The following is a 20,868-nucleotide window of genomic DNA, read 5'->3' as shown; positions in this document are numbered from 1 at the left end:
AATGCCGTCGTTTGGCACTCAGCCGTTCGCGCGCATCTTTTCTTCAACGCGCTCGCGTTCGCCGACATCGAGGAACCAGCGGTAATGACCGCCTTTCGATACGGGGGGCAGTTCGTCCGACACGACGTACCAGTTCGCGCCCTCGTCTTCCGTGGCGTACACCTCGCCCGTCGCCGTTCCGGCAATGAGCATGATCCGGTCGCCCCAGTGATAAAGACCCATGCCCTCGATGTTGCCGATGATCTCGGCAGGAAGACCATTACGGATCGCCTGCCACGTCTCGCCGCCGTCGGTGCTGCGCAGCACCGTGGCATCTGCGCTCTTCTTCGCTGCCCAGTCGCGCGGCGCGTTGCCGGGACCGCCAAGGTAAAGGGTGTTTTCGTTACGAGGGTCGATGAACATGGCATCGGGGTAACCGATGGTGTCGGCACGAGTCATCAGATGCCGCCACGTCTCGCCCGCATCCGCGCTGTAGTGCAATCCCTCGCCGCCACACATGAAAAGCTGCGCGGGATTTGAGCGGCGAATCAGCACGCGATGATTGTCGTGATAGAACTTGTCGTTTTCCGACTCATAGCTGCGCGGCTCGGTCCATGTCTTGCCGCCATCTACCGTTTTGAGCAAGGCACCTTGTTCGATGCAGACATACAGCGTTTCAGGCTCGGCAGGATGGAACGCCACGTTCTTGACATGCGCCACGTGCGGCGGCGGTGGGAAGGTCCATTTCTCCTGTCCCGGGACAGTCATCATTTCCTTGATTTCCACCCACGACAGACCCAGGTCCGTGCTGCGATACAGCGCCGATGGCTCGGTGCCCGCATAAAGCACGACGCCCGCGTTAGTTTCCTGCGCCGCAAGCGTGTAGATATGACCGCCTGCGATGCCGGTGCCGCGTGCCGCCCACGTAAGCCCGAGGTCGGAACTCACCCACAGTCCGCCGTTGCCGTGCGCACCGGCAAAGAGCAGGCCGGACTTGGGCTCATACAGCAGCGCGCTCACGTGCAGATGTTCGAGCGCGCGGCGTGTGGGTCGCCATGACTCTCCTGCAGAGCCTCGTTCGAACACATGCATGCCACGCAATGTGGCGACGAGCAGCATCGTTGCCGCCTCGTCGCCATGGGTCACCGTGCCGCCATTACAAGACAAGATCGCGATCAATTTCTTCCCTCCGTTGGATTTCCACCAGTAAGACCCTCCCGCCACGCGGTGACATCGCCGCGACCTGACCTCGGGATGACCCTTACCGAGAGTCTTTGACTTTTCTTTTGTTAGTCGAAATAATATGCAAAAAAGAATTACGGGTCAACTAACAATCTTTCGGGAAATGCGCCTGACGCGTGTTGACGGCACGTTGTCACTCGAAGGCGCGCGTAGCGCGATGTTGTGTTGGCAGACCCAGAACGAAGGACAAAATGGAAATCAGGAGATGGTCATGAACGAGCCCAATTCCCCCGCCGGCGCGCTGTTGAAGATGCGCCTGGCATCGATTCAATATCTCGCTCGCGACACGCTCGCCTATGCATTCGAAAGTCTCGACGGCTCGCCGTTGCCGGCGGCCGAGCCCGGTGCGCACATCGGTTTGCATCTGCCGAACGGTCTCGTGCGGCAGTACTCGTTACTCGAAGGCAATGCGAATCCGCGCAGCTACCAGGTAGGCGTCAAGCGCGATGCGAAAAGTCGCGGTGGGTCGCGCTTCATGCACGAGGAATTGCGTTGCGGCACGGTGCTGTCGGTCGAAGCGCCGCGCAACAACTTCCCTTTGCACGAAGACGCGGCACATACGGTATTGATTGGGGGCGGCATCGGTATCACACCGGTGCTTTGCATGGCGCGACGACTCAAGTCGCTAGGCCGGTCGGCCTCGCTTTATTACTCGTGCCGTGAGCGTGTCGACGTTGCATTCGCCGACGAACTGGCGCGCTACGACAACGTGCCTGTACACGTCGACGCCGAAGTCGGCGGTGTTTTGAACATGGCGAAAATCGTCGCAGAACACCCGGCCGGTGCGCACTTCTACTGCTGCGGTCCCGGCCCCATGCTTGCGGCTTTCGAAGAGGCCACCGCCTCGCTGCCTCGCGAGCAGGTACACGTCGAGTACTTCACAGCCAAACAGGAAGCCGCTCTCGACGGCGGCTACACAGTGGAACTGAGGCGCAGCAACAAGACGCTGTCGGTCCCACCTGGGCAAACGATTCTGCAGGTGGTTCGCGATGCGGGCGTGGACGTGCCCTATTCCTGCGAGCAAGGCGTGTGCGGCGCATGCGAGACACGCGTCATCGAGGGCCGTCCGGACCACCGGGACGCAATCCTCTCCGACCCTGAAAAAGCTGCCAACGAAACGATGATCATCTGCTGCTCCGGCTGCAAAGGTGATCGCCTCGTTCTCGATCTTTAAGTTCCATTACCCGAAGGAGACATCTGATGATTATCGATTGCCATGGTCACGTGAGCCCGCCCGCCGAACTCTGGGTCTATAAGGCCCACATTCTTTCGCATCGCGGTGAACACGGCCGGAAGATGCCCGAAGTCACCGACGAAGAAATTCTGCATTACGCGAATCGCAAGGAAATGGGGCCCGCCGGTCACATCGATCTGCTGGATCGCGCGGGCACGACGGTGCAACTGCTCTCACCGCGCCCGTTTCAGATGATGCATAGCCAGAAGCCGGGCAAGCTCGTGCACTGGTTCACGGAAGAGACAAACAACATCATCGCGCGCACGGTGAAGCTGCTGCCGAAGCGGTTCATCGGCGTGGGTGGCCTTCCGCAAGTCGCCGGAGATCCGATCGAAGTCGTTTTGCCCGAGCTTGAGCGCTGTGTGAAGGAACTGGGTTTTCGCGGCGTGCTGCTCAACCCCGATCCGTTCGAGAACAGCGGTAGCGAAGCGCCACCTCTGGGCGATCGCTACTGGTATCCGCTGTATGAAAAGCTTTGCGAACTCGATATCCCGGCACACATCCACGCCACTGGCTCGCATTCCGCACGCTCACCTTACACCGTTCACTTCATCAATGAAGAGACGATTGCCGTGTTCGGCCTGGTCAATTCGGACGTGTTCAAGGATTTCCCGAACCTGAAGATTCTCGTCTCGCACGGCGGCGGATCCATCCCTTACCAGATTGGCCGTTTCCAGTCCGGTGCGGCGCGCGCCGGTCGCGACTTTCTGGCCGGCATGCGCAATCTCTACTACGACACCGTGCTGTACTCGGAAGAGTCACTTCGTCTGCTGATCAAGACGGTCGGCGCCGATCGTTGCCTCTTCGGTGCCGAGTGCCCGGGCGTCGGCTCGGCACTCAACCCTGCAACCGGCCGCACATTCGACGACATCAAACCCTTTATCAAAGGCTTCGACTGGTTGTCACCGGAAGAGAAGGACATGATTTTCTTCGGCAACGCCCGAGATCTCTTCAACCTCGACCTGTCGGCTTACCGCTGATCGTTCTGCGCGGAGTCATTTCATGGCGAAAATCGTTCTGGGCATGGGGACATCCCACGGCCCAATGCTCGTCACGCCCCCGGATACCTGGGGTTCGCGTCTTCCCGACGACAAGCGCAGCGTGCATCACTTCGAAGGCCGCACCTGGCAATTCGACGAACTCGTTGCCTATCGCGCGCCGGAGAACCTGGCCAGTCAGATCACCCCTGACGCGTGGCGTGCGCGTCATGTCCGGTGCATGGACGCCATCGAGCGCATGTCGCAGATGCTCTCCGATGCCCGGCCCGACGTCGTGGTCATCGTTGGTAACGATCAGATGGAGATCTTCGGCAACGACTGCATTCCCGCGTTCAGCGTGATGTGGGGCGAGACCATCGTCAACAACATGATCAGCGACGCCAAGCTCGCGGCACTGCCTCCTGGTGTTGCCCACGCGATGCCTGGATATATGCCCGACACGGCAACCTACGAGGGCGTACCCGCGCTGGCGAAGCACATCATCGAACGTGCAACGGCCGAACGTTTCGATGTCGCGGCGTTAAAGCGTTTGTCGGAAACCGAAACGCCGCACGCGTTCGGTTTCGTGTTCCGCCAGTTGATGAAGGATCGCGTGGTGCCCACGGTTCCGGTCCTCATCAACACTTTCTATCCGCCGAATCAGCCTACCGCCGGACGTTGCCACGAGTTCGGTCGAGCGCTTGGCCGAGCGATCGAATCGTGGGACAGCGATGCGCGTGTGGCAATCATTGCCTCGGGCGGGCTCACGCACTTCGTCATCGACGAGCGCGTAGACCACCTGATTCTCGACGCAATGAAAGCACACGACTTTGCCCCCGTCGAGGCATTGGGCGAGGCGATCTTCCAGGCGGGGACGTCCGAAATCAAGAACTGGATTCCGGTGGCCGGGGCCATGGACGAGCTTGGTTTCGACATGGAAGTCATCGATTACGTGCCGTGCTATCGCAGCGAGGCAGGCACCGGAAATGCGATGGGCTTCGTGTGCTGGCGCCCGCCTCAGAACGTCGCCTGAACTCACCCCGCCAACAACGCAGCAAACAGTAAGGATGGAATTTATGACTCAGGAAAAGGACTTCGTGCGACGTCTGCGGCGGCTCGATTGCTGCGCGCTGTCGGATGCCATCGACAAAGTCGGACTCGGCAGCGTGGTCACCGGCGTGCCGCAACAAGCCGGCGACAAACGCGTTGCCGGGCGCATCGTCACGATCAAGCTCGGTACCGGCGCGCCGCCGTCGGGCACGCCACGTCACCTTGGCACCACGGCGATAGAACTGGGCACGAGCGACAACGTGATTGTTGTCGAGCAACGCTCAGGCGTTGAGGCGGGTAGTTGGGGGGGTTTGCTTTCGCTCGGTGCAAAAGTGAAAGGCATCGCCGGGGTCATCGCCGACGGTCCGGTACGCGATATCGATGAAGCCCGGGAGATGGGTTTCCCCGTGTTCACCAGCGCGTTGACCGCACGCACGGCGCGCGGCCGGATCGTTGAGAAGGGAACGAATGTGCCCATCGAGGCGTTCGGTGTCGCGATTGAACCGGGCGATTACGTCGCGGCGGATCGGAGCGCGCTGATTTTTATCCGTGCGGCAGACATCGAAACCGTGCTTACGGCAGCCGAGGCCATCGTCGCACGTGAAGCGCATATGGCCAAAGCCGTGCTCGCCGGCGTCCCCATGAGTGAGGTCATGGGCGGCAACTACGAATTCATGCTTAAGGACTAAATCATGACGACGCAAATCGACAATAACGTCGCACGAGCCGCACGCCTCGATACGGCGACGCTCAGCGATGCCATGGATCGCGCAGGTATTAACGGTCAGTGTCGCGCCATCAAACCGCGAGATGCTCGCTTTCGATTCGCGGGACGCGCCTTCACGGTGCTTTACGGTCCGGCGGCGACGCCGCCGGGAACGGTTGGCGACTTCATCGACGATGTGCCGCCCGGTGCTGTGATCGTGCTCGATAACGGCGGGCGCACCGATGCCACGGTGTGGGGCGACATCATGACCGAGATCGCCCATCGTCGCGGCATTGCTGCGACGGTGATCGACGGCATCAATCGCGACGTGTCGCTGTGTCTCGAATTGGGTTATCCCGTGTACTCACGTGACAACTGGATGCGCACCGGCAAGGACCGTGTTCAGGTTGAAGGCGTGAACGTGCCGGTAAACATTGGCGACGTGCGCGTCGCGCCGGGTGACCTGCTGCGTGGCGATGCCGACGGACTGATCTCCATTCCGCACGAGCACGAAGACCGGATTCTCGCGATTGCGGAGGAGATCGAAGAGGCGGAGAACGCCATTCGTGCTGCGGTGGCGACCGGTATGCGCCTGGACGACGCCCGCCGCGAATTCAAGTACCACCAGTTGCAAACCCGTGTGACGCAGACGTCGGAGGCGAAATCGTGAGCGAACACATTGATCGGTTCGATCCGCGCGAAACCACACAACTCGACATCCGGAGACTGAGTCCGGCCCTCGTCGAAGCAGCCCGCCAACTCCCCAGCGCAACGTTGCATGAAGCGGCAGGAAAGGTAGGTGCGTTGCCGGCCGCCATTAAACCTGCTGCGCCGTCGTTTCGGGTTTGCGGATCGGCGGTGCCGGTGCACGCGCCCGGCGGCGACAACCTTTGGCTTCACCGCGCGATCTACGCGGCAGCACCTGGCGATGTGCTGGTGGTCTCGGTTGCAGACGCATACGAGTACGGCTACTGGGGCGAGGTGATGTCGACTGCGGCGCTCGTCCGACAGCTGGGCGGTCTGGTGATCGACGCCTGTGTGCGCGACGGCGGGTTGCTCGAAGGCATTGGCTTTCCTGTCTTTGCGCGCGGTCTCGCAATCCAGGGCACAGGAAAGGACTTTGGCGCTCGCGGCTGGATCAATGCCCCCACCCGGATGGGCGGCGTCACCGTCCATCCGGGCGATTTGATCGTCGGTGACGAAGACGGTGTGGTTTGCATCCCGCACACGTCGGTCGAAACGGTCATCGCGGCGTCTCATGCCCGCGAAACGGCAGAGGCGGACCAGCTGCGCCGACTGAAGGCCGGGGAAACCACGCTCGCCATTTTTGGGTGGGAATAACCGGGTACACAGCGCGCTGAGCGGGTGTCGTTAGCCGGGAACTGGCGGTAGTCGACATCCGCGCTCATTTCACGAGGGAACCAATGAGCGCTCAGGAATCGCAGTTTAAGGCAGCGATGCGCTGCCTGACCGGACACGTATGCCTGATAACGACGGGTTCGGACGAGGGGCGCCGCGCAGGCCTGACAGCCACCGCGGTGTGCTCAGTCAGCGCCGTACCACCGATGTTGCTTGTGTGCGTGAATCGCGCCAATGCGTCGAGTCAGAGCATTCTCGCGGCCGGACAGTTCTGCGTGAACGTTCTGCCCTGGTCTGGTGTGGGATTGGCGAATCACTTCGCCAGTCCTGTCGCACCCGAACAAAAGTTTCTTGAAGGCGACTGGCAAACCGGAAGCACCGGATTACCGCTGCTCACCAGCGCGCTCGCCACATTCGAGTGCCGGATTTCCCAAATTGTCGAGGCCGGCACACACAACGTCTTCATCGCGGATGTGCTCGGCACCATGGTTCGACAGACCGATGCCGGTCCTCTGCTCTATTCGGGCGGCGCGTACGGGCAACTCGCGCCTGCCGGCACCCGCGCGATTCACGAACTGCTCTGGGTCTCCAACTGGGACCCGGAGAACACATTGAATACGACATTACTTACGGAGGAGACCGGCACCATCAGATAAGCCACAGGCAGTTGCGCTTCACTCACTAAGCCGTCGGGTAACAACCCACCAATAATAATGAGGAGCACACATGAAGTCCCGAATGATCGGAAGGAGACACCGATCCACATTGCCGTTGGTATGTGCATTGATGTGTTCAGGCGCTGCGCCAGCGTTCGCGCAAAGCGGCGTCACGATAGGCGGATTCCTTGACGAAGGTGTCGCCGTGTATCGTGATTCAGGCGGTGCCCGCCTGTACCAGATGCAGGACTCAGCCATTTTCCCCAGCAAGTTTTTCATCCGTGGCAGCGAGGATATGGGTGGTGGACTGAGGGCGAACTTCAGCCTCGACTCGATGATCAGCCTGAGCACTGGCTCGCTCGATCCGCAATCGCGCGGCGCGCTCTTCGAGAACTCGTCATGGGTCGGACTAAGTCAGACCGGGATCGGCAGTTTCCGCATCGGACGGCAAAACGATTTCGCCTTCGACTATTACCTGATCGGTGGGATCGATCCCGCAACGGGTGTGGCAGGTGGCATGCTCAACTTCCGAACGGGGAGCTTCGGCGCGGATCTCCTGGGTGTTTCCGGCCCGGCGCAGATTGCCGGTGCAGTGGCAGGCGGGCCGTATTCGCCCGTCACAACAAATGGTGCGATCTCGGGTCTTGCCGCCATCAATTGGGACCGTGTCGGCGGCAAGCGCATGTCGAACGCGGTGAAGGTTGTCTCCGATGAATATGCGGGGCTGTCTGCCGGCGTGATGTACAGCTTCGGCGGCACTGCCGGTGACTTCAACAACGGCTCGGGAAAAAGCGCTGCGATCAGCTTTCGCCATGACGAGACGCGCGCCGCCGTCGTCTATACCGAGCAGAACTATGCGCCGGTCAACGGCGGACATAGTGGCATTGCCAACCTGCTGGCAGGCGCGCGTACCAAATACGCCGGATTCACGGTGGCAGGGCTATACAGTCAGGCACGCAACACTTACACCGGTGCAAAGATCTACGCGCTCTCGGGTGGTGTCGGGTACGACTTCTCGCCCGCGTGGAATCTCGGCGGAGCTTATACGTATGAAAAGGGGAATGACCTGTTGAAGAACGTGGTGATCAACCAGGCCGCGCTTCAGCTCACCTACTCCATTTCGAAGCGTACAGCGGTATATGCAGTGGGCGTATTTCAACGCACCAATGGCGCGTACGCCGCAGAAATCGGCAATATTGTCGCCAACGGCAACATCCAGTCGGTCGCCGAACTGGGCATGATGCATCGCTTCTGATGCGCGTCTGACTCGCGGCGGCGGTGGCAATTTTCGTCATCGCTGCTGCGGGAATCACGCCTCAAATTCATCCAATGCGCCGTTCGGCATTACGTCTGCAAGTGCGCTCAGGCACCACGTGCAGCCAGCACCGCCATCAGACCGCCCAACACGATTGCTCGACCCTTGTCATACGTTTCCCGAAGCAATTCGCGGTTCTTCGTCTCCAGCGCCTTCACCAGTTGCTTTTCGATTTTGGCGTTGAGATGTTCCCGCTGTGACGAGATATCGGCGGCAAGCGCCCGATAACGATCCGTCAGGCGCATCAGGCGCAGGACCTCCCGCTTGAGAACCTTTTTGTCCGAGAGATCGAAGATCGAGTCGTGAAAGGCGCGGTGACGCTCAATCCACCCATCGCGGTTGCCCTGGGCCAAAAAATCGTCGAGTTCGGCGAGCATCGCTTTGAGTTGTTTGAGCTGTGCCGGCTTAGGCCACTCCACGCTGGCCAAGAGCTCCGCTTCAAGCAGGTGGCGCATCCGGTAAAGTTGGCGAGCCTCATCGCTGGAGAGCTGCGCGACAAAGTAGCCGCGATTCGGATCATGCTCAATGATGCCTTCAGCGGCAAGTAGCTTGAGTGCTTCCCGGACCGGCACCCGGCTGATGCCAAATCGATCGGCGAGATCGGACTGTCGCAGTTGAAAGCCCGGAGCCAGCGTGCCCCGATTGATCAGCTTTCGCGTTTCCAACGCGATCTGAGTGGGAAAGTCGACCCCGTCAAGCTCTGGAAGTGCCACGGCATCCTCTTAGCAAAGATTTTTTTATACAAAATAGTATTATATATGGAAGTCAAAGTGCACCGGCAATACTGCGGTCGAAAAACAGAGATTTGGAATATTCGCGGCGTCAAAGCACCATATCCCCGGACCAGAATCACAGGGGAATAGATCAAGGAATGTGTCTTCTCGGCGGATTTAGGGTGCCTGAGCCCGGCCGGATTCCGTCGGGTTAGCAAATGTCGCGCGACCACTGTGGCCGTGATCGTCTGGAGACGGCTCGAACCGCAAGCGGCCGGGATTGCCCGCACGCGTGCTGTCGCGAGAACAGTTTCTTGCGATGTCGCACATCGCAGTGACGTCGACGGACTCAAGCCATTTTCTGATCGAGGAGACGCTCAACGGTGGAGGCTTGCAGCGCAGGCTGGCGATCAGCGTGCCGCACTTTACGATCGTGCCGGAGATCCTCGAGAGGACAGATCGGGTTGCGACATTACCCAAGGGGGTCGCGCAGATCCTGAATGCCTCAGGGAAGTTTGCGATTTACCCGTTGCCGATTGAAGCGCCCGAAGCGGAGTCGACAGTCCACTGGCATCAGGCATTCGACGCGGACGAGGGGATAAAGTGGTTTCGTCAGTTCGTGGTGTCGGTGGTGGATGCTATCGGGATCGACCATGGAGGCAGAGGTGCAACGAGAACTGCGTTGCACCCCGGATCGAAAACCCGACGCGCCTGAGTTTCAGCGCAGGACAAGGCCGACCGAATGTCAATGCGCCAGAAAATCGAGGACCATGCGATTGAACGCCGCGGCGTGCTCCCACTGCACCCAGTGACCGCAGCGATTGAACACGTGCAGTTGGGCGTTGGGCAGCCCGGCAAGCAGGCGCAGACCAACGTCCATCGGGACGAAACGGTCCTCGCGCCCCCATACGATTAACGTAGGCGCAGCGATTTCGCCAAGACGGGCGCCGTAGTCCGTGAACTGCTTCGGGTTCGCCGCGAGGCTCTTCACGAAATTGTCGAGATGCTCGCGAGACGCGAGCATGTTGTCGAGCCTCGCCTGCATCAGATCGTCGGTGATCGCGCTGGCATCGAAGACAAACACGTTCATCATCCGCTTCAGATTCTCGATGGTCGGCTCCTTGTATAGCCCGTTGAGCAGCTTGATGCCCTCGGTGGGCATCGCCACGAACTGGCTAGGCCCGCCAGTGCCGCCCCCCATCAGAATCAGCTTGCCGACACGCGACGGGTTCGACAACGCAAAGGCGACCGTGCTGTGGCCGCCCATCGAATTGCCGATGATGTGCACTTGCTCGATATGGAGTTCATCGAGTACCGCCTTGAGCACACGGGCATTAAGCTCCGAACGCGATCCGGTGTTGACCACGGGATCGCTTTTGCCCCAGCCGGGGCAGTCGACGAGCAACACGCGATATCCGGCGTCGACCAACGGTTCGACGTTTCGGTTGAAATTGGCCCAGCCCGTGGCACCCGGCCCCGACCCGTGCAGCATCACGACCGTCTGCGTGCCGCTGCCGGTGTCGTTGTAGTGGATGCGAAACACGGTGTCCGCGTCGCGAATGGTGACGAAGCGACTTGTCGACGCTTCAGTGATTGCCGTCATGATGACCTTCCCTAATCAGAATCGGTGACTCGGAGATTCAAGAACTCAGAATCGAAAAATTTCAGCGTTTCGAAAAGCGCATGTTCAACGTCCCGGCTGGACTACGCCCGCCACGACACGCGGCGCGAATGTGCCCACGACGGTCAATGCGGCGAAGGCCGCGATCAGGATCAGTGGAATGCTCGACGACACGAGCATCGACGCGCTCTGCCCCAGCGCAAACAATTGCCCGGCAATCAGCGGTCCGAGAATCGAACCGAGCCGACCGATCGCCACCGCTGCGCCAACACCCGTTCCGCGAATTTCGGTGGGATAAGCCTGTCCCGCCATCGAGTACAGCACCGACTGCCCGCCCACGAGAAACAAGCCGCAGAAGAACGCACCGCAAGCCATCGTCAACGCTCCGATAGCGCTCGACAGCCCGGCCAGCGACAGCGCAATGCCGAGATACATGCCGATCACCGTCAGGCGCGGCGAAAAACGGTCCATCACGTTGGAAATTCCGATGGCGCCGAGGCCGCCACCGATGTTGAACATCATGATTGCCACGCCCGCCTGCTCGCGGGACAGCCCGTTGGCCACGACCATCGACGGCAGCCAGTTCATCAGGAAATACAGCACGATCAGCGTGCCGAGATAGCTGACCCACAGCGCAACGGTCGTGCGCGTGCGGCCTTCTTTCCACAGCGCGTGCGTTACCCCGGGTGTCACGTTCGGCAATGCGGCATTCGAAGTCCGCGCAAGTCGCGTTGCGACGAACTGCGCGGACTCGCGCAGGCACAGGCCAAGCAATGGCACCATCAGCAACGGCCCCAGGCCGCCGACGTAGAACACATGACGCCACCCCTCCTCGCTCGGGCTGACGATGCCGATGACGGCGGCGAGCGCCGCGCCGAAAGGCATGCCGCAGTACATTGCACCCACGGCAATGTTGCGATGCCCTTGCGGCGCCGCTTCGGCACACAACGCAATGAGGTTAGGCATGGCAGCACCGAGGCCCAGACCGGTGAGAAACCGTGCCGTCAACAGCGATTCGAAACTCCACACGTGTGCCGTAAGTAGCGAGAAGACGCCGAACAACGCGACGGACAGCATCAGCAAGCGTTTGCGGCCCCAGCGATCGGCCAGCCGTCCGCCCAGCGCCGCACCCGGCAGCAGTCCAATGGCGCCGGCGCTGAACGCCCACCCCATCTGCGCCACGCTCAGACCGAACTCCTTTGCGATGCGTGGTGCCGCCACGCCAGCCGATTGCAGATCGAGGCCTTCGAGCAGTGCGATGGCCAGACACAAACCGATCGTCGCGAGGCTTCCCTTCGAGGGCGCGACGCCCTGGGATGATGCGTTCATTGCTGAGTCTCCAGATTTACGAGATCCGCTCTTGATGGCGGTCATGTTGTCGACGGCGAAATCACCGCCATGGCGGGCGACGCCGGTGTTGCCCTGTAACGCCGGGGGATCGGATATCGGACGCCACCTGCCTCACGCAAAAACGGCGCGTACGCTGCCCAGTCCCCCGATCTCGGTGACGAACGTGCCAGCCTCCATGACGGGCACCATCGGACCGAGCGCACCGGTGAGCACGACATCGCCCGCACGCAACGGCGTGCCAAGTTGCGCCATGCGATCCGCCAGCCAGACAGCCGCGTTGAGAGGATTGCCGAGGCACGCCGCGCCGTTGCCGCGCGACAGCACCTCGCCGTCGCGCGAAAGCGTCATCGCGCAGTCGGCGAGATCTACGTCAGAGAGTTTCACGGGGCGGCTGCCAAGCACGAATAGCGCGCTCGATGCGTTGTCGGCTACGGTATCGACGAAGCGGATATTCCACTGCTCGATACGGCTATCGACGACCTCTACGGCCGCCACGGCGTAGGCGCTCGCGCGAAGGATGTCGGCAAATGTGTGCTTCTCGTGCGTCAGATCATGTTCGAGCACGAGTGCGATTTCGGCTTCGACCTTCGGCTGGATGAGGCGGGCAAGCGGCATCGGTTGCGCATCGCCGTACGCCATGCTCGCGAACAGTGCGCCGAAGTCGGGCTGGTCCACGCCGAGCTGCTTTTGCACGGCAAGCGACGTCAGGCCGATCTTGCGACCGACGATGCGCTCGCCGCTGGTCACACGCGCATCCACATTGCGCTGCTGCACGGCGTAGGCGGTCGCCATGTCGTCGAGCGCGATCTCGCCGCGCACGGGCGCAATCGTTTGACGCGACGCCTCCGCGTCACGAAGGCGGTCGGCAAGCGTTTGAATCAGTTGGGCATTCGACATCGGAAAATCCTCTTGTTCGTCTCGCTCTTCTTGATCAGGCCGCAGCGGCCAGCGACGGTTGAGACACCGCGTGCATCGCGGCAAAGCCCGCGATCCATTCGGGAATCGGACGGTAGTAATCGACACTCGCGTGGTATTCGCCATAAGCCGCGAGCATCGCGAACGCGGCAACCCACGTGCGGATCTCGTGCGCAGATTTGCCGCCTTGTCGCGTAATCGTGTCGTTGCTCATCGCGTCGACGGCGCGCCAGTCGCCCTCCGTCAGGATTTGGAGGAATTCGCGGTCCCATTGCGGATTGAGCGGATGCATGTGGCTGTCGCCCGCCGTGAAGGCCTTCGCCGCAGCAACGGTGCGCGCCTGACGCGCGGCACGAGATTGCGCCGACGGATTGCGTCCGGCGATCAGACGCTCGGCAACTTCATCGGTCGCGCCGATAAGCTCGGGAACGGGAGGCTCGTGCGAAATGCCGCCCGAGCCGATCACGAGCACGCGCTTGTCCGTTTGCGCGAAGAAGCGGCCGATCGCATCGCCAAGCAACCGTGAGCGGCGAAGTGTCGCCATCGGGGGCGCGACCGAGTTGATGAATACCGGCACGACGGGGTACGCGTCCAGACGGCCCGTCAGGACTTCCAGTGCGTAGGCGAAGCCATGGTCGACTTGCATGCGGTAGGACAGCGCAACGTCGATATCGACCGACAATACGTGCTCGGTCAGTGCATGCGCGATGTTCGACGGCACAGGCAACGGGCCTGCCAGGCTCTTGAAGTCGCCGATAGCCGTGGCCTTTGCGCCAATACAGAACGCGGGCATGACGTCGTAAAAAAAGGTTCATTGAGCATTACCGGGGAAGGCGGCGCGGATTTTGAGGAAGAAGTATTCCTGGTCTCGGTAGCCGTAGGCGCGCCGCTTAATGACCTTGATAGTGTTGTTAATGCCCTCAACGATGCTGGTGTTTAGACGATGTCGGCATCTGGCCAGGATGCCATGCAGATAGCCTTTCAGACGCTGAGCGAAGGTGTTCAAGGGGGCTATTCCGCTTTGCTCGGCCTGCTCGCACCAGTGGTGCCAGGCTTGTTTTGCCCAGGCAGGTCTTCGGTAGAACCAGAGCCGCTTGAGTTCGTCCCTCAGGACATAGACCGTCAGCAGCGGCTGGTTGGCTTGCAGCAATTCGTCGAGCCGGACGGCCTGCTGCCGGTCTAGCTTGTCGCGGTTGCGCAATAACAGCCAGCGGCTCGATTTGATGACCCGGCGCGCGGGACGGTCCTGGCGCAGTTGGTTGGCCTGATCCACGCGCACCCGATCAATGACCTCTCGTCCGTACTTGGCCACGACATGGAACAAGTCATAGACGATCTCCGCCCGTGGGCAGTGGGCCTGGATTTCTAACTCGTAGGCCGTAGTCATGTCGATGGCTACGGCCTTGATGCGTTGGGCGACCCCACGCGGCAATTGCTCGAAGAACGCCCGAGCCGTCTCGCGTGAGCGTCCTGGGCCGATCCACAGCACCTGCCTGCTGATCGGATCGACGACTACCGTCGCGTACCGATGCCCTTTATGCAGGGCGAACTCGTCCATCGCTAAATACTCGATCCTGGACCAATCCGGTTCGCGCACTGACGCTCGGAGCCGGGCCTTGTCCAGCGTCTTGACGGTATGCCAACCCAGCTCGAAGAACCTCGCCACCGCCTGCACGTTGCTCGATTGCAGCAATTGGCTGCAGGCCGCCGCAAGCCGATCCGTCACCCGCTGGTAGCGACCCAGCCAAGTAAGCCGCTCCAGGCGCGGGCCACCGCATTGCTCACACAACAAGCGCCGGCGTGGAACATGAAGAACAACCCGGTACTCAAATAACGGCAGATCTCGCACCCGGCGCACCGTGGTCTCATGGACCTGGCGACATCGTGCGCCGCACTGCTCGCACAGCATCACCTTGGCGGTTGGCTTCAAATAGATCGACAGCGTGCGCCCTGTGCCCTCGGGCCACTCCACGCGTTCGACGGCATAGCCCTGCCAGCCTCCCAGCGACTCCAGCAGCTTGCGATCCAGCATCTCCACGCACTCCTGATGGCAAATTCCTGCCATCAAGAGTACGAAAACTTGTCAAATCCCTCCACGCTATTGCGCGATGAACCAAATTTCAGCCGATCCGGTCCAAACTGCCACGTCTCATAAGACGAGAACGAACGCCAGGAACGGCTGAACCGCCCGTCAATGCGACGCCAGCCTCGTGAGGCCCCCACGAGCGCACGCCGCGCACTAAGCAAAGCAAAAAGCATCAGTTGGGCTAAGACCGGCACGCTTTTAGAATGGGGAGGTCGTCCATTCTCTGTCGGGAGCTGTCGTGTCCAGTCGTTATGTCCCGGGGGGCCGTTTGTCCGCCTTCGTGCCCACCATCTCGTTTACCTCCCTCGCCCCGTTCTCCCTCCAACGCAGCGGAGGTCAGGCATGAGCCAGATTCCCGCACCGGTACTCGATCACGTCGTCATCAACGTGAAGGGCGAACTCGAAGCGTCCGTCGACACGTATCGCCGTCTGGGCTTCGCCCTGACCGAGCGTGGTCATCACTCGCTCGGCACCAGCAATCACCTGGCGATCTTCGGCGAAAACTATCTTGAGCTGCTCGGCTTCGAGGCTGGCAAATCGACCGCACGACCCGATGTGACGCAAGCCCCGCTCGGGCTGACCGGCCTCGTCTTCAAGACGCAGGACTCGCACGCTCTGTTCACCGCCTTGCAGGAACGCGGTGTCGGCGTAGAGACACCGGCCGAATTCTTCCGCCCGGTGCGTCTGCCCGACGGCACGACACAAGACGCTCGCTTTCGCACGGTGCGACTTGCCAGCGAACTGGTTCGCAACGGCCGCACGTTCTTCTGCCATCACTTCACACCGGAGCATGTCTGGCGCGACGAATGGCGCGATCATCCAAATGGCGTGACCGACATCGTCGGCTACGTCGTTTCGACGCCGAATCCCGCAGTCACTGCGGCCCTTTACGACCGCGTCTTCGGCCCGGGCATCCTGAGCGCCACCGGTGACAAGGGGTATACCTTCACCGCCGGGCGCGCCCGCGTCCACTTCGTCACACCTGCGGAAGCGGCGCAACGCTTCGGCAAAGTCGAGACGACGGACGACGGCAGCGAGCGCAGCGTCGCACTGATCCTGCGCACCCGCTCCCTTGCCCAGACCCAGGCCACGCTGCGCGAAAACGGCGTGCCCTGGACGACGCTCGACGATGGCGCCGTGCTCGTGGCCGCCGCCGACGGCTTCCACGTCGCGCTCCAATTCGTCGAAGGGGAGGCAGCATGAGCCTTCAGCCAACCTGGTGGCAGGCGTTCGGCGTCGACTATGCAGACGCCCGTCAACGCTTTCGCACCGCGGCCGACCACGCAGGCGCGAGCCTGACCTCCTATGTTCACCCCGATGCCACAGCCCCGGACGGCAGCGAACTGAGCGTCGACGTCGCACGGCTCGGTCCGGCGCATGCACCGCATCAGTTGCTTGCCATTAGCGGCACACACGGTCTGGAAGGCGGTGCGGGATCGGCCGTTCAGACGGCCTGGCTGACGCATGCGGCGCAGACGTTGCCGCCCGACGTCGCCGTGACCTTCGTGCACGCCATCAATCCGTACGGCTTCGCACACGCCACGCGCACGACAGAACACAACGTCGATCTGAATCGCAATTTCATCGACCACGACAAGCCACATCCGGTCAATGCGCATTACGCGTCGCTTCACGACCATCTGATTCCGCGCGAGTGGACGTCCGACGGACTGGCGCAAAGTGCGCGCGCCATCGACGCCTTTCGCGCCGAGCACGGCCCCGACGCACTTTTCAACACACTCGCGAGCGGTCAGTACACGCACGCCGACGGCCTGATCTACGGCGGACGTTCCCGCGAATGGTCGAACGTCACGTTGCAGACCATCGTCGAGCGCGAACTGTCGCAAGCGCAGCGCATCGGCCTGATCGACTGGCACACGGGCATCGGCGAATACGGTGAGCCGTTCTTCCTGTGCTTCAACGCGGAGGGTAGCGACGCGCAACGCGAGGCTGCCCGCTGGTGGAGCGCCGAGCGTGTGCTGAATCAACGCCCGCACGGGTTGCAGCGTCCCGACTATCAGGGCCTCGTGTTCCGTGGCGTCGAACAGTTCGCCAAGGGACGCCCGGTGATCGGCGCTGTCGTCGAATTCGGTACGCGGGGCTCGAATGCAAGTATCGCCAACCGCCTCGATCAGTGGCTGCGCTCACGCGCGCAGGCCCATCCGGACGCGGCACGCGACCGCCTGCTGCGCGCCGACGTGCTGGACGCCTTCGTGCCCGTCTCGTCGGTGTGGCGCACCAGCGTGCTCACGCATGGGCTGCATATCACGGCGCAGGCGCTGCAAGGCCTCGCGACGTCCGCCTAGGCGCACCGGTGCTGAGCGTATGAACGCGTAAGCGCCCGAAGCCACTCACCTCTTTCCGTTTATCAACAAGGATCGGCGCGGCCCGAGGGGCTCGCTCATCCCGAAATCGACCGAAGACCCAGCATGAAAGCCATCGTATTGCGCGAGCACGGCGACAACAGTGCACTCAAACTCGAAACCGATTTCCCGGACCCCGTCGCGGGCGAAGGCGAAGTCGTGCTGCGCGTGCGCGCGTCGTCGCTGAACTACCACGACGTGTTCACCCGACGCGGCATGCCCGGCATCAAGCTGCCGTTTCCCGTCATCATCGGTCTGGACGTTGCGGGCGAGATCGCCAGCATCGGCCCCGGTGTGCAGGGCTGGTCCGTCGGCGATCGCGTGCTGGTCGACCCGATTAATCGGGTGACGGGCGGCCTCGTCGGCGAGACAACCCACGGCGGGTTGGCCGAACTGTGCCGCGTACCCGAACATCAACTCGTGCGCCTGCCCGACGGCGTGTCGTTCGACGATGCCGCCGCGCTGCCGGTCGCCTACGGCACCGCGCTGCGCATGATGCAGCGTATCGGTCAGATCAAGGCCGGGGAGCGCGTGCTGATTCTCGGCGCGAGCGGCGGCGTGGGCGTATGCGCCGTGCAACTGGCCAAGCTCGCCGGTGCCGAAGTCATCGCCTGTGCCGGGTCGCGAGAAAAGGGCGAACGCCTGCGTGAGCTGGGTGCGGACGACATCATCTATTACACCGAGGAAGACTTCGTCGAAGTCGTGCGTGCGCGCTACGGCAAGGCGGCGCGTCGGCGCGGTGCTGCCAACAACGGCGGTGTCGACGTTGTCGTGAACGTCACCGGCGGCGACACGTGGACGCGCTCGCTGCGCACCCTGCGCCAGGGCGGGCGCGTGCTGACGTGCGGCGCGACGGCGGGCTTCGACCCGAAGGAAGACCTGCGCTTCATCTGGACCTTCGAGTTGCAGATTCGCGGCTCGAACGGCTGGGATCGCGAAGACCTCCACGAACTGCTCGAACTGATCGCCAGCGGCAAGCTGCGCGTGCTGGTCGACAAGAAGTGGCCGCTGGAAGACGGCGCACAGGCGCTCGCGTCGCTAGAGAACCGCCAGATCGTCGGCAAGGTCCTGGTGGGCGCATGAGCACGACGCCCCGCACCCTGTCTGTCGAGCAGGTTCAGCAAGCCTTCGACAACTCGACGTTCATCGCATGGCTCGGGATGCGCGTCACGGCGCTCGACCACGAAGCGCAGACCATCGAAGTCGACATCCCGTTTCAGAACGCATTCGAGCGCGGCGCCGGTACGCGTCAGTGGCACGGTGGCCCGCTTGCCGCCGTGATCGACACGGTCGGTGACTTCGCTGTCGGCATGCTCGTCGGCCGTGGACTGCCGACGGTCAACTTTCGCGTCGACTACCTGCGCCCGGCCATCGACACCGATTTGCGCGCCATCGCCCGGGTGCGACGGCTCGGCAAGAGCATCGGTGTAGCCGACGTCGATCTGGTCAACGCGCAAGGGGCGCTCGTCGCCATCGGTCGCGCGAGTTATGCCACGTTGCCGCCTGCGTAGCGTACGTCGGCATCGCGCCGACCACCCGTTTCCACCCCTTAGCTGATTGAAGATCATCAGATTGAAGACGTCGGCGAGATCGCACCGGCGTCGCGTTTTTCGGAGTTCATCATGCGTAAGTTCCGGGGTTCGTCCCATTCCCGTTCACGTCGTCAGTTCCTGTATCGCAGCGCTGGCGGCGCGCTGGCCGCCACCTCCGCTGCGCTCGCGGGAACGACCGGCTGGCTCGTCTCACCGACGCGCGCCGTTGCGGCGGATGCGTCCAGTGCCGTCACGCCGCGTCGCGGCGGCACGCTCGTGGCCAGTTGGGGCGGACTGGAACCGCAGGCGCTGTTCGTGCCGGGCGGCGGCGGCTCCAGCCCGTTCATGACGTCGACCAAGATTCTCGAACGTCTGCTCAAGATCGACGAGAAACTCGCTTTCCAGCCCGTGCTCGCAACGGACGTCAAAGCGTCGGCCGACTTCAGGACATACACCGTTGCCCTGCGCAAGAACGTGCTCTGGCACGACGGCAAACCGTTCACCGCGGACGATGTCGTCTACAACGTGCAAGAGCACTGGAAGCCCATCTCGGCCGGTGTCGCGCTCAAGGCGCTCAAGCGCGTAAGCGCCCCCGATGCGCACACCGTCAAACTCGAATTCTCCACGCCGGTGCCGGAGTTCTTCTTCAAGTCGATCCTTGCCGGTCAGTATCAGGTGGTCGTGCCGAAGCATCTTTACGCAGGTAAGGACATCATCACCAACCCGCTCAACAATGCGCCGGTGGGCACCGGTCCGTGGAAGTATGGCCAGTGGGTGCGCGGCAGCTACGTCTCGTACACACGCAACGAGCAATACTGGAACGTCGCACAGCCGTACCCCGACAAGCTCGTCGTTCGCTGGTGGGGCGACCCCGCTTCGCGCTCGGCCGCACTCGAGACAGGCGAGTTGGGCGTTGCCTTCTCGAACCCGGTGCCGGCGCGCGATATCGACCGCCTCGTCAAGACGGGCAAGATCGCCGTCGACACGCGGGGTTACGAAAATGCCGCGTGGACCGTGACCGTCGAGTTCAACCAGCGCCGCGATCACGTCAAACGCAGGGAAGTCCGTCAGGCGATCCTGCATGCCATCGATCGCAAGTTCATCATCGACACGATCTACTTCGGTCGCGGCAAGCCCGCCGTCTCCCCGATCTTCCGCACCAATGCGCTGTTCTTCACGGACGACGTTCCGAAGTATCCGTTCGATCCCGCCAAGGCCAACGCGCTGCTCGACGCCGCCGGTCTGCCGCGCAAGAACGGCACGCGTTTCTCGGTCAATCTCGTGGCTGCGGCGTGGTTCGAGGAAAACGCCAAGCTCGGGCAGTACCTCAAACAGGCGCTTCAGGATGTGGGTATCACCGTCAAGCTCGACTCGCTCGACCGCGCCACGTCGCTCAAGCGTATCTACAGCGATTACGACTACGACATCGCCATCTCGAACTTCACCGCGCCGCTGGAACTTGTCCCGGTGGTCACACAGTTGTTCACGACGGACGGCATCGTCAAGGGCGCGGCCTTTCGCAACGCCACCGGTTATTCGAACCCGGCCATGGACGCACTCGTCGACCGCCTGACCGTGGAGACCGACAACGCGAAGCGTCAGAAACTCGCGCACGACTTCGCCAGGCTGGCCGCCACGGAAGTACCGCTCGTGCCGCTCGTCGAGATGGAATCGTTCACGCTCTCGCGCACCAACGTGCGCAATGCGACGACAAGCGCCAACGTGCAGGGCGACGCACTGGCCGATGTCTGGCTCGCCTCGTAATCGGGT

Annotated in this window: 20 protein-coding genes and 1 pseudogene; 14 read left to right on the top strand and 7 right to left on the bottom strand. The window is 62.0% G+C overall.

The genetic code is table 11. The annotated features are described in order from the left end of the window. Nucleotides 1-18: 18 nt before the first annotated feature. The gene (locus MB84_RS03440) at nt 19-1,158 is read right to left on the bottom strand and encodes a WD40/YVTN/BNR-like repeat-containing protein (protein ID WP_046290765.1); all 1,140 of its coding nucleotides are present in this window, start codon (nt 1,156-1,158) and stop codon (nt 19-21) included. 274 nt (nt 1,159-1,432) lie between these two features. Between MB84_RS03440 and MB84_RS03435 the strand changes: the two genes are divergently transcribed. The 8 genes from MB84_RS03435 to MB84_RS03400 all read left to right on the top strand — a co-directional run bounded on the left by MB84_RS03435 (nt 1,433) and on the right by MB84_RS03400 (nt 8,458). Continuing rightward, nucleotides 1,433-2,395 carry a PDR/VanB family oxidoreductase gene (locus tag MB84_RS03435; RefSeq protein WP_046293360.1) on the top strand — a complete coding sequence of 321 codons (963 nt, stop codon included), beginning with the start codon at nt 1,433-1,435 and terminating at the stop codon, nt 2,393-2,395. A 26-nt stretch (nt 2,396-2,421) separates the two neighbouring features. After that, nucleotides 2,422-3,435, top strand: a complete 1,014-nt coding sequence (locus MB84_RS03430) for an amidohydrolase family protein (protein ID WP_046290764.1) — start codon at nt 2,422-2,424, stop codon at nt 3,433-3,435. A 22-nt stretch (nt 3,436-3,457) separates the two neighbouring features. After that, on the top strand, nt 3,458-4,465 hold the full coding sequence (locus tag MB84_RS03425; protein WP_046290763.1) for a DODA-type extradiol aromatic ring-opening family dioxygenase: 1,008 nt from the start codon (nt 3,458-3,460) through the stop codon (nt 4,463-4,465). Nucleotides 4,466-4,508: 43 nt separating this feature from the next. Then, nucleotides 4,509-5,171, top strand: a complete 663-nt coding sequence (locus tag MB84_RS03420) for an RraA family protein (protein WP_046290762.1) — start codon at nt 4,509-4,511, stop codon at nt 5,169-5,171. Nucleotides 5,172-5,174: 3 nt separating this feature from the next. Next, the gene (locus MB84_RS03415; RefSeq protein ID WP_046290761.1) at nt 5,175-5,858 is read left to right on the top strand and encodes an RraA family protein; all 684 of its coding nucleotides are present in this window, start codon (nt 5,175-5,177) and stop codon (nt 5,856-5,858) included. After that, nucleotides 5,855-6,529 (top strand): RraA family protein, encoded by a 675-nt coding sequence (locus tag MB84_RS03410; protein WP_046290760.1) that lies wholly within the window; start codon nt 5,855-5,857, stop codon nt 6,527-6,529. Before MB84_RS03415 ends, MB84_RS03410 begins: the two co-directional genes overlap by 4 nt. A gap of 83 nt (nt 6,530-6,612) precedes the next feature. Further along, on the top strand, nt 6,613-7,203 hold the full coding sequence (locus MB84_RS03405) for a flavin reductase family protein (RefSeq protein ID WP_046290759.1): 591 nt from the start codon (nt 6,613-6,615) through the stop codon (nt 7,201-7,203). 70 nt (nt 7,204-7,273) lie between these two features. Further along, entirely contained in the window at nt 7,274-8,458 is a 1,185-nt protein-coding gene (locus tag MB84_RS03400) for a porin (protein ID WP_245725472.1), read from the top strand. Nucleotides 8,459-8,565: 107 nt separating this feature from the next. Here MB84_RS03400 and MB84_RS03395 read toward each other — a convergent pair whose 3' ends face one another. Next, complete coding sequence (locus MB84_RS03395) at nt 8,566-9,231, bottom strand: GntR family transcriptional regulator (protein WP_046290757.1); 666 nt, start codon at nt 9,229-9,231, stop codon at nt 8,566-8,568. Nucleotides 9,232-9,523: 292 nt separating this feature from the next. Here MB84_RS03395 and MB84_RS03390 point away from each other — a divergent pair, with 292 nt between their 5' ends. Then, complete coding sequence (locus MB84_RS03390; protein ID WP_157122623.1) at nt 9,524-9,946, top strand: type 2 periplasmic-binding domain-containing protein; 423 nt, start codon at nt 9,524-9,526, stop codon at nt 9,944-9,946. A gap of 30 nt (nt 9,947-9,976) precedes the next feature. On the opposite strand, the gene MB84_RS03385 is transcribed toward MB84_RS03390, so the two are convergent. The 5 genes and pseudogenes from MB84_RS03385 to MB84_RS03365 form a co-directional block, all read right to left on the bottom strand. Continuing rightward, nucleotides 9,977-10,834: an alpha/beta fold hydrolase gene (locus tag MB84_RS03385; protein WP_046290756.1), complete on the bottom strand. Its 858-nt coding sequence runs from the start codon at nt 10,832-10,834 to the stop codon at nt 9,977-9,979. Between the two features lie 84 nt (nt 10,835-10,918). After that, entirely contained in the window at nt 10,919-12,181 is a 1,263-nt protein-coding gene (gene mhpT, locus MB84_RS03380) for a 3-(3-hydroxy-phenyl)propionate transporter MhpT (RefSeq protein ID WP_046290755.1), read from the bottom strand. 132 nt (nt 12,182-12,313) lie between these two features. Then, on the bottom strand, nt 12,314-13,099 hold the full coding sequence (mhpD, locus tag MB84_RS03375) for a 2-keto-4-pentenoate hydratase (protein ID WP_046290754.1): 786 nt from the start codon (nt 13,097-13,099) through the stop codon (nt 12,314-12,316). Between the two features lie 34 nt (nt 13,100-13,133). Beyond that, nucleotides 13,134-13,925 (bottom strand): annotated as a pseudogene (locus tag MB84_RS03370) (3-carboxyethylcatechol 2,3-dioxygenase); the annotation flags it as partial. A gap of 3 nt (nt 13,926-13,928) precedes the next feature. Beyond that, on the bottom strand, nt 13,929-15,149 hold the full coding sequence (locus MB84_RS03365; RefSeq protein ID WP_046289972.1) for an ISL3 family transposase: 1,221 nt from the start codon (nt 15,147-15,149) through the stop codon (nt 13,929-13,931). 396 nt (nt 15,150-15,545) lie between these two features. Between MB84_RS03365 and MB84_RS03360 the strand changes: the two genes are divergently transcribed. The 5 genes from MB84_RS03360 (at nt 15,546) to MB84_RS03340 (ending at nt 20,862) form a co-directional block, all read left to right on the top strand. Further along, nucleotides 15,546-16,406, top strand: a complete 861-nt coding sequence (locus MB84_RS03360; RefSeq protein ID WP_046290753.1) for a VOC family protein — start codon at nt 15,546-15,548, stop codon at nt 16,404-16,406. Then, nucleotides 16,403-17,509 (top strand): M14 family metallopeptidase, encoded by a 1,107-nt coding sequence (locus MB84_RS03355; protein WP_046290752.1) that lies wholly within the window; start codon nt 16,403-16,405, stop codon nt 17,507-17,509. The genes MB84_RS03360 and MB84_RS03355 overlap by 4 nt, the downstream gene beginning before the upstream one ends. A 123-nt stretch (nt 17,510-17,632) precedes the next feature. Next, nucleotides 17,633-18,649 carry a quinone oxidoreductase family protein gene (locus MB84_RS03350; protein ID WP_046290751.1) on the top strand — a complete coding sequence of 339 codons (1,017 nt, stop codon included), beginning with the start codon at nt 17,633-17,635 and terminating at the stop codon, nt 18,647-18,649. Next, the gene (locus MB84_RS03345) at nt 18,646-19,077 is read left to right on the top strand and encodes a PaaI family thioesterase (protein WP_046290750.1); all 432 of its coding nucleotides are present in this window, start codon (nt 18,646-18,648) and stop codon (nt 19,075-19,077) included. The genes MB84_RS03350 and MB84_RS03345 overlap by 4 nt, the downstream gene beginning before the upstream one ends. A gap of 111 nt (nt 19,078-19,188) precedes the next feature. Beyond that, nucleotides 19,189-20,862, top strand: coding sequence for an ABC transporter substrate-binding protein (locus MB84_RS03340; RefSeq protein ID WP_046290749.1), 1,674 nt, complete (start codon nt 19,189-19,191; stop codon nt 20,860-20,862). Nucleotides 20,863-20,868 lie beyond the last annotated feature (6 nt).

The sequence above is a fragment of the Pandoraea oxalativorans genome (assembly GCF_000972785.3).
Taxonomy (GTDB): domain Bacteria; phylum Pseudomonadota; class Gammaproteobacteria; order Burkholderiales; family Burkholderiaceae; genus Pandoraea; species Pandoraea oxalativorans.
This window is presented reverse-complemented; position numbering and strand designations above follow the sequence as displayed.